Raw genomic sequence first — 7290 nt, 5'->3', positions numbered from 1 at the left:
CAATATCCCGCAGCGGGTTGATGCTCCCGTCCACATGAACGATATTGCTGTCCTCAAAGCAGCGCACCACATGGACGATGGCATCCACCTCCCGGATGTTGGCCAGAAACTGATTTCCCAGGCCCTCCCCCTTGGAAGCGCCCTTCACCAGGCCCGCAATATCCACGAATTCAATGGCTGCCGGGATGATCTTCTTGGTGTGGTACATCTCTCCCAGCACGTTGAGCCTCTCGTCCGGCACAGTCACCACGCCCACATTGGGGTCGATAGTGCAGAAAGGATAGTTGGCGGACTCTGCTCCGGCCTTGGTCAGCGAATTAAATAATGTACTCTTCCCCACGTTGGGAAGGCCTACGATTCCTAATTTCATATATCTTTACTTCTCCTTTGTTTTTTCTCTTCCACTACAACAGTTGAATTATATCACAGTACTTACAATCTCTCAATAGAAGGACTCCTCTAAACTATGGAATATTCTAAATTGGTCTGATAATAAATTGCATACATATATTGTAAATATAAAGAAATTCGGTTATAATTTCTTTATAAAGGAGGTGCCATTATGCCAAATATCCGTTCAAGCGCAGATCTGCGCAACAGCTATAACGAAATTTCCACTTTCTGCCATGATTATGCGGAGCCTGTTTTCATTACCAAAAACGGCAAAGGAGATCTTGCCGTTATGAGCATTGAGGCATATGAACAACTGGCAGGCCGTTGTGAATTATACGGACTTCTCCAGGAAGGCATGGATGATCTTGCCGCCGGGAAAACCCGCCCATTCTCTGAAGCTATGGCAGAGATCAGGAGCCGCCGCAAACGATGAGTTACAATCTGCATATCACAAGCGTTGCACAGCGGGATATATCCCAGGCTGCCGATTATATTGAATTCGTCCTGAAAAATCCCAAAGCCGCTGACGATCTTTTAGAAGAAACGGATCAGAAGATCAATGCCTTGCTGCCGTTTCCCGCAGAACATCCTGTCGTAGAAGATAGACTGCTGTCTTCCTGGGGAATCCGCTTCATACAGATAAAAAACTATCTTGCTTTTTATGTGGTAGAAGAGAACCAGGTGACAATAATCCGCTTCCTGTATGCCAAAAGCAACTGGATCTCTATCCTGAAATCAGGTATTCCTTTGCTTTAATTTTTTCTAAGACAAAAAGCAGCCCACCTCACACGATGGGCTGCTTTTCCTGTTCCATATCTAAATCGACTCAACTTTCTTATCTCTTGTCTCCATCAGGATCACCGTCCCGCCGGGCGCGGAGATAGTCACTTCCTCCTCCTCGAACTGGTTGCTGACGCACAGGCTGTCATAGGGCGTCAGGATATGGTCCTCCAGCGGATACTTCGCCCCGGAGATATTGAATCCATAGATCACTTCCCCCAGGGGGAACACGGAGAAATAAGGGCCGTAGGCCTCGGATCTCTTCAGCGTCACATCGCCGTGGATCAGGCGGATCCGGTTCTGCTCGTCCAGGATCCTGGCGTCAACCCCGGCCTTGAAGGGGATCATCAGGGACTGGACATTGGCCCACAGGTGATCGATCCTCCCGCCGGTGGCTCCCAGGATCAGAAGTTCCCGGCCTCCCAGAGTCATGGCAAGCCTTATGGCGATCTCCGTATCCGAGGCGTCTTTGACCGGGTTATATTCCCTTATGGGCACATTCGTCTCATTGCGGTAATAATCTCCGATCTCCCGGCTTACGCTGTCAAAATCCCCTACAATGTAGCTGGGCATGATCTGGTGACGGTAGAGGAATTCCATCCCCTTATCCACCCCGATGATATTCTGATTTTCTTCTTTTGTAAGCAGGGAGAGGACAAATTCTTCCTCTAATTTCCCGCCGCTTACGATCACGATTCTCTTACTCATAACTTCTTAATATCTCCATAAATGCCTTTGTGTTTTCTCCCGGATCTCCTTTGAACACCGCGGAACCGGCCACGATGATATTGGCTCCTGCATCCAGAACCTCCCGGACGTTGGTAAGATAGATCCCTCCGTCCACCTGGATGTCGATGTTATAGCCGCCTGCCTGGATCTTCTGCCTTGCCTCCCGGATCTTGTCCAGGGATTCCGGGATGAATTTCTGCCCTCCGAATCCCGGATGGACACTCATGATCAGAAGCATCTCGATCTGTGGCAGAAAGGGTTCCACCGCAGACACCGGTGTCTCCGGACAGATGGAAAGTCCCGCCTTCATCCCACAGTCGTGGATCTTCCCAAGAGTCGCCCCCACATCCTCGCAGGCCTCCAGATGAACGGTCACGATATGGGCTCCCGCCTCTTTAAAAGCCTCCACATACCGGATAGGCTCCTGCACCATAAGATGGGCGTCCATCACCTGGCCAGTGGCATCGTGGATGGATTTCAGCACCGGCATCCCAAAGGAAATGCTGGGGACAAACATGCCGTCCATCACGTCAAAATGCAGATAAGTAGCTCCGTTTTCCTCTGTCGCCTTCATCTGCTCTCCCAGCACCTTGAAGTCCGCCGACAGGATCGACGGCGATAAGATATAGTCCATACGCTTTAGTACCTCCTTCTGTCCTTTAGTTCCTGATACATATCCTGATAATCCCCGTAGCGGACCGGGTGGATCTTCCCTTCCTCCACCGCCGCCTTTACCGCACAGTCCGGCTCATGGATGTGATCACAGCCCTGGAACCGGCATTTCCCTTCATAGGGGGCAAATTCGGGGAAATAATACTTCAGTTCTTCCTTCTCGATCTCCGGCAGATGCAGGGAGCTGAATCCCGGCGTATCCATGATATAGGACTCCCCGTCGATGGGGAAAAGCTCCGCATGCCGGGTGGTATGCCTCCCTCTCTCGATCTTGCGGCTCACCGCCCCGGTCTCCATGTTGGCCTCCGGCTGCAGCCGGTTGATAAGAGAGGACTTGCCTACGCCGGAGGGCCCGGCGATCACTGTGGTCTTCCCCTGAAGCAGCTTTCTTACTTCATCAATATTCCTCTCCTTACGGGCGCTGATAAAAAGGCAGGGATACCCGCACCCTTCATAGATCTCCCGCAGCTTTTCCATCTCTTCCTCTTCTCCGATATCTTCTTTGTTGAAACAGAGGATCACCGGGATCTCCTGGATCTCCATCATCACCAGGAACCGATCCAGAAGATAGAAATGGGGCGCCGGCTTTGTCACTGCGAATACCACCAGCGCCTGGTCTACATTGGCGGACGCCGGACGGATCAGTTCATTCTTCCGGGGCAGGATCTCCATGATGTTCCCGGTCTTCTCCGCCTCATCCAGCACCTCGATCTCTACATTGTCTCCCACCAGGGGCTTGATCTTCTCCTTGCGGAAGATCCCCTTGGCCTTGCATTCATAAACACCGGATCCTGCTACGTCAACGTAGTAGAATCCGGCAATTCCTTTTATGATCTTACCCTGCATAACCTCGTCCTGTTATTCTTCGTCCTCACTGTCAGAAGTTTCCTCATCATCTCCGGAACTTTGTGATCCGACGTTTACCTTATACCGGATCGTAGTCCCTTTTGAAACCTTTCCTGAAGACGGGCTCTGAAAAGTGATGTCGCCAAGCTCAAAGCCGTCATCGTATTCCTCTCCCACGCAGGATATCTCTAATCCATTCGAATTCGCCCACTGGATCAGGGCTGATTCTGACTGTCTAACGAAGCTCTTCACAGAAATCTTTTCCTCCGGCTTTGGTCCGTTGCTCACCACCAGATCGATGCTGGTATCCGGCTTCACTTTCTCTCCGCCCTTCACACTCTGGGAGATGACCAGACCTTTGCCGGTACTGTCATCATACTGGTAAGTAACCTTTCCTACTTTCAGTCCTGCGCTCTCGATGGCGCTCTGGGCTGTTCCGTCTTTTTTGCCCACTACATTGGGCACGGTCTTCTTCTCAGTGCCCTTGCTCACCTGCATGATCACCTGAGTCTCTTTTCCCACTTTGGAACCGGCCGCCGGGGTCGTCCCGATCACCTGTCCCTCATCGTACTCATCGCTGAAGACAAATTCAGAAGTGCCCACCTTCAGGCCCTCATCCTCCAGCATCTTCTGAGCCTCTGACTCATCTCTGCCCGACACATCCGGCACTGTGATCTCCTCGCCTACCAGCTTGGAGCTCACTACCACTTCTACCCGGGTGTTCTTATCCACCCGCTCGCCTTCCTCCGGGTTCTGCTCACAGACTAAGCCCTTCTCATATTTATCGGACTCCGCATAGCTTACCTTGATGCCAAGTCCCTTTTCATTCAGGGCTTCCTTGGCTTCTTCCTCTGTCATGCCTACAACCGAGGGAACTTTCACTTTGCTCTCAGACTCTTCTGTCACAAGCCCCGGCCCCCAGGTCTTGAAGATCCCGGCTGCCCGGCCGATGGCAAAGATAATGATAAATACGATGATCACCGCCACTACGATCATCAGGATCTTCATGACTTTGTTCATCCGCGGGTTGACTTCCTCTGAACCCTTGCGCCCTCTGCGCCGTCCCCGGTAGTCATCCTCATCGTCCTCGTACTCGTCCTCACCGTACTCGTCGTCGTACTCATACTCATCCCCATCGCACCCGTCGTCTTCGCCGTACTCGTCTGAATCATACCCGTCCTCATCCTCGTCATAATTGCTGCGGATATCGTCCAGTTCCTCATCGGTGATGATGACCGTATCTGCATTGCGAAGAGGCGGAATGATAACAAAGTCTCCTTCCGGATCCACCAGGGATCTCTTCAGGTCCCGGATCAGCTCTTCGGTACTCTTATATCTTCTCTCTGCATTTTTCTGCGTACATTTCAGGATGATCTGCTCCAGACTGTAGGGGATGTCCGGAACCAGTTCCGACGGAGGCGTGATCTCCTCCTGCAGATGTTTGATTGCCACAGATACGGTAGAATCTCCGTCAAAAGGCACCTGCCCGGTAGCCATCTCAAAAAGAGTGATACCAATGGAATAGATATCGCTCTTGGCGTCACTGAATCCGCCTCTGGCCTGTTCCGGAGAGGTATAGTGGACCGAGCCCATGGCATTGGAACTGATGGTGTTGGAGGTCACTGACTTGGCAATGCCAAAATCCGTTACCTTCACCTTCCCGTCCCTGGAAATGATCACATTCTGAGGCTTAATGTCCCTGTGGATGATGCCTGCCGCATGGGCCGCGCCGATTCCGGTGCACATCTGGATGGCAATGCTGATCACTTCCTTATGAGACAGCCTTCCCTTCCGCTCAATATAATCCTTCAGGGTGATGCCCTCTACCAGCTCCATGACCATGTAATAGAGGCCCCTGTCTTCTCCTACGTCGTATACATTTACAATATTAGGGTTCATAAGTCCGGCAGCCGCCTGGGCCTCGGACTGGAATTTACGCACAAAATCCTCGTCCTCCCGGTACTCCTTCTTCAACACCTTGATGGCCACAAAACGGTTCAGCTTGGTGTCCCTTCCCTTGTAGACATCCGCCATACCGCCTGCGCCGATCTTACTTAATACCTCATATCTCTTTCCAAGAAAAATCCCGTCTTTTACCATGTACTACTCACCTCGTCCGCCAGCGGCTCCGCCATGACAACCCCTATGTTATCTCTTCCGCCGTTGCTGTTTGCCTTCTCGATCAGCATCAGCACCGCCTCCACGATATCCCTGGCTCCTTTTACAATATCAAACATATCTTCATCTTCCACCATGTTGCTGAGCCCGTCTGTGCACATCAGGATGATGTCACCCTTTTTCAGCCGGTACTCGTAGATATCGGCCTCCACATCTTCTTTCACACCAATGGCTCTTGTAATGATATTCTTATCCGGATGATTCTTGGCCTCTTCCGCCTTAATGCCTCCAAGCCGCACCATCTCCTCTACCAGCGAATGGTCTTTGGACAGCTGGCGGATCTTATCGTTGATGAGATAGAGACGGCTGTCTCCTACATTGGCAAAATAAAGGGTATTGCCGATGACCGTCCCTGCCACCAGGGTGGTCCCCATCCCTTCCAGCTTCACATCCGTGTGGGCCGCCCGGATCAGTTCATGATTCGCCTTGGTCACCACATTTCTTAAGATCTCTTCCGGTTTATCCAGTGAGGTGCTCTCCAGCTCTTCCCGCAATACCTTTACCGTGTATTTGGAAGCGAAATCCCCTGCTTTGTGTCCGCCCATTCCATCGGCGACCACAAGAAGATTGGGGAAAGGCCCGATAGGCTTATCCGTCACATATACATAATCCTGATTGATCTCCCGCTTTCTTCCCACGTCGGTTTTCGCGTATAGTTTCATCTAGTTCTCCTTTTGTACGGTCTGATACCGTCTCCTCAACTGGCCGCAGGCCCCGTCAATGTCGGAGCCTCTTTCCCTTCTTATAGTAACATTAATTCCGTTTTTTTCAAGTTTATTTTTGAATTCCAGGGCATTTTCCCTGTCCGGGCGCTGGAAATCTCGCTCTCTGATGGGGTTCACCGGGATCAGGTTGAGATGGCAGTTCCTGGGCTTCAGGATCCCGGTCAGATGGGCAATGTCTTCATCCGTATCGTTGACTCCCTTCACCAGACTGTACTCAAATGTGATCCGCCGTCCCGTCTTGTCAAAATAGTCGTCGCAGGCCGCCAGCACTTCCGAAAGCTTATATTTCCGGGCGATGGGCATGAGTTTCTCACGCTTCTCCTGGGTAGAACCGTGGAGAGACAGGGCCAGAGTGATCTGCAGACCTTCTCCGGCCAGCCGGTGGATCTGGGGCACAAGCCCGCAGGTAGAGGCTGTGATATTGCGCTGGCTGATGTTAAGCCCGTTGGCGTCGCTTACCATATGGATGAACTTAAGGAAATTGTCATAGTTATCCAGCGGCTCTCCCGTCCCCATCACCACGATGTTTGAGACCCGCTCTCCTGTGATCTTCTGGATCTGATAGATCTGACGCAGCATCTCTGAGGTCGTCAGAGCGCGGTTCAGTCCGCCGATGGTGGAGGCGCAGAACCGGCACCCCATCCGGCAGCCCGCCTGGGATGAGATACAGACGGAATTGCCGTAGTTATACTTCATCAGCACGCTCTCGATCTGGTTGCCGTCCTCAAGCTCAAAGAGAAATTTCTCCGTGGGATCCTTCTTTGAGATGAGATGGGCCACCGGCTCCATCTTCCGGATCTCATAGCCTGCCTCAAGCCGTTCCCTTAAGGCTTTGGAGAGATCCGTCATCTCCTGGAAATCCCCCGCCAGCTTCTGATGGAGCCAGGCATAGATCTGTCTGGCCCGGAAGGGCTTCTCCCCCAGGGTTTTCATTTCCTGTGTCAGTTCTTCCAGATTGTATGAGGCA

At 51.9% G+C, this 7290-nt stretch carries 9 protein-coding genes; 2 read left to right on the top strand and 7 right to left on the bottom strand.

All coding sequences use genetic code 11. The annotated features are described in order from the left end of the window. Window positions 1-370: GTPase (locus ACML7B_RS05170; protein WP_418539562.1), on the bottom strand; the 370-nt coding region annotated here is incomplete at its 3' end. A gap of 192 nt (window positions 371-562) precedes the next feature. On the opposite strand from ACML7B_RS05170, the gene ACML7B_RS05165 reads away from it, so the two are divergent. Continuing rightward, window positions 563-826, top strand: coding sequence for a type II toxin-antitoxin system prevent-host-death family antitoxin (locus ACML7B_RS05165; protein WP_346707991.1), 264 nt, complete (start codon window positions 563-565; stop codon window positions 824-826). Continuing rightward, complete coding sequence (locus ACML7B_RS05160) at window positions 823-1149, top strand: type II toxin-antitoxin system RelE/ParE family toxin (protein ID WP_418539559.1); 327 nt, start codon at window positions 823-825, stop codon at window positions 1147-1149. The genes ACML7B_RS05165 and ACML7B_RS05160 overlap by 4 nt, the downstream gene beginning before the upstream one ends. A 60-nt stretch (window positions 1150-1209) precedes the next feature. Here ACML7B_RS05160 and ACML7B_RS05155 read toward each other — a convergent pair whose 3' ends face one another. The 6 genes from ACML7B_RS05155 to rlmN form a co-directional block, all read right to left on the bottom strand. Next, complete coding sequence (locus tag ACML7B_RS05155) at window positions 1210-1881, bottom strand: thiamine diphosphokinase (RefSeq protein WP_346707989.1); 672 nt, start codon at window positions 1879-1881, stop codon at window positions 1210-1212. Continuing rightward, window positions 1874-2536 carry a ribulose-phosphate 3-epimerase gene (gene rpe / locus ACML7B_RS05150; protein WP_346707988.1) on the bottom strand — a complete coding sequence of 221 codons (663 nt, stop codon included), beginning with the start codon at window positions 2534-2536 and terminating at the stop codon, window positions 1874-1876. Before rpe ends, ACML7B_RS05155 begins: the two co-directional genes overlap by 8 nt. A gap of 5 nt (window positions 2537-2541) precedes the next feature. Continuing rightward, a complete protein-coding gene (rsgA, locus tag ACML7B_RS05145; RefSeq protein ID WP_418539557.1) occupies window positions 2542-3420 on the bottom strand; it encodes a ribosome small subunit-dependent GTPase A in 879 nt (292 codons plus the stop codon). A gap of 12 nt (window positions 3421-3432) precedes the next feature. Beyond that, a complete protein-coding gene (gene pknB, locus ACML7B_RS05140) occupies window positions 3433-5520 on the bottom strand; it encodes a Stk1 family PASTA domain-containing Ser/Thr kinase (RefSeq protein ID WP_418539555.1) in 2088 nt (695 codons plus the stop codon). Next, on the bottom strand, window positions 5514-6260 hold the full coding sequence (locus ACML7B_RS05135; protein WP_346707985.1) for a Stp1/IreP family PP2C-type Ser/Thr phosphatase: 747 nt from the start codon (window positions 6258-6260) through the stop codon (window positions 5514-5516). Before ACML7B_RS05135 ends, pknB begins: the two co-directional genes overlap by 7 nt. Next, window positions 6261-7290: 23S rRNA (adenine(2503)-C(2))-methyltransferase RlmN (gene rlmN, locus ACML7B_RS05130; protein ID WP_418539553.1), on the bottom strand; the 1030-nt coding region annotated here is incomplete at its 5' end. It abuts the gene before it with no gap.

The sequence above is a fragment of the Massilistercora timonensis genome (genome assembly GCF_048354975.1).
Taxonomy (GTDB): domain Bacteria; phylum Bacillota; class Clostridia; order Lachnospirales; family Lachnospiraceae; genus Massilistercora; species Massilistercora timonensis.
The sequence above is the reverse complement of the archived record's forward strand: the minus strand, read 5'-3'. Positions and strand labels throughout refer to the sequence as shown.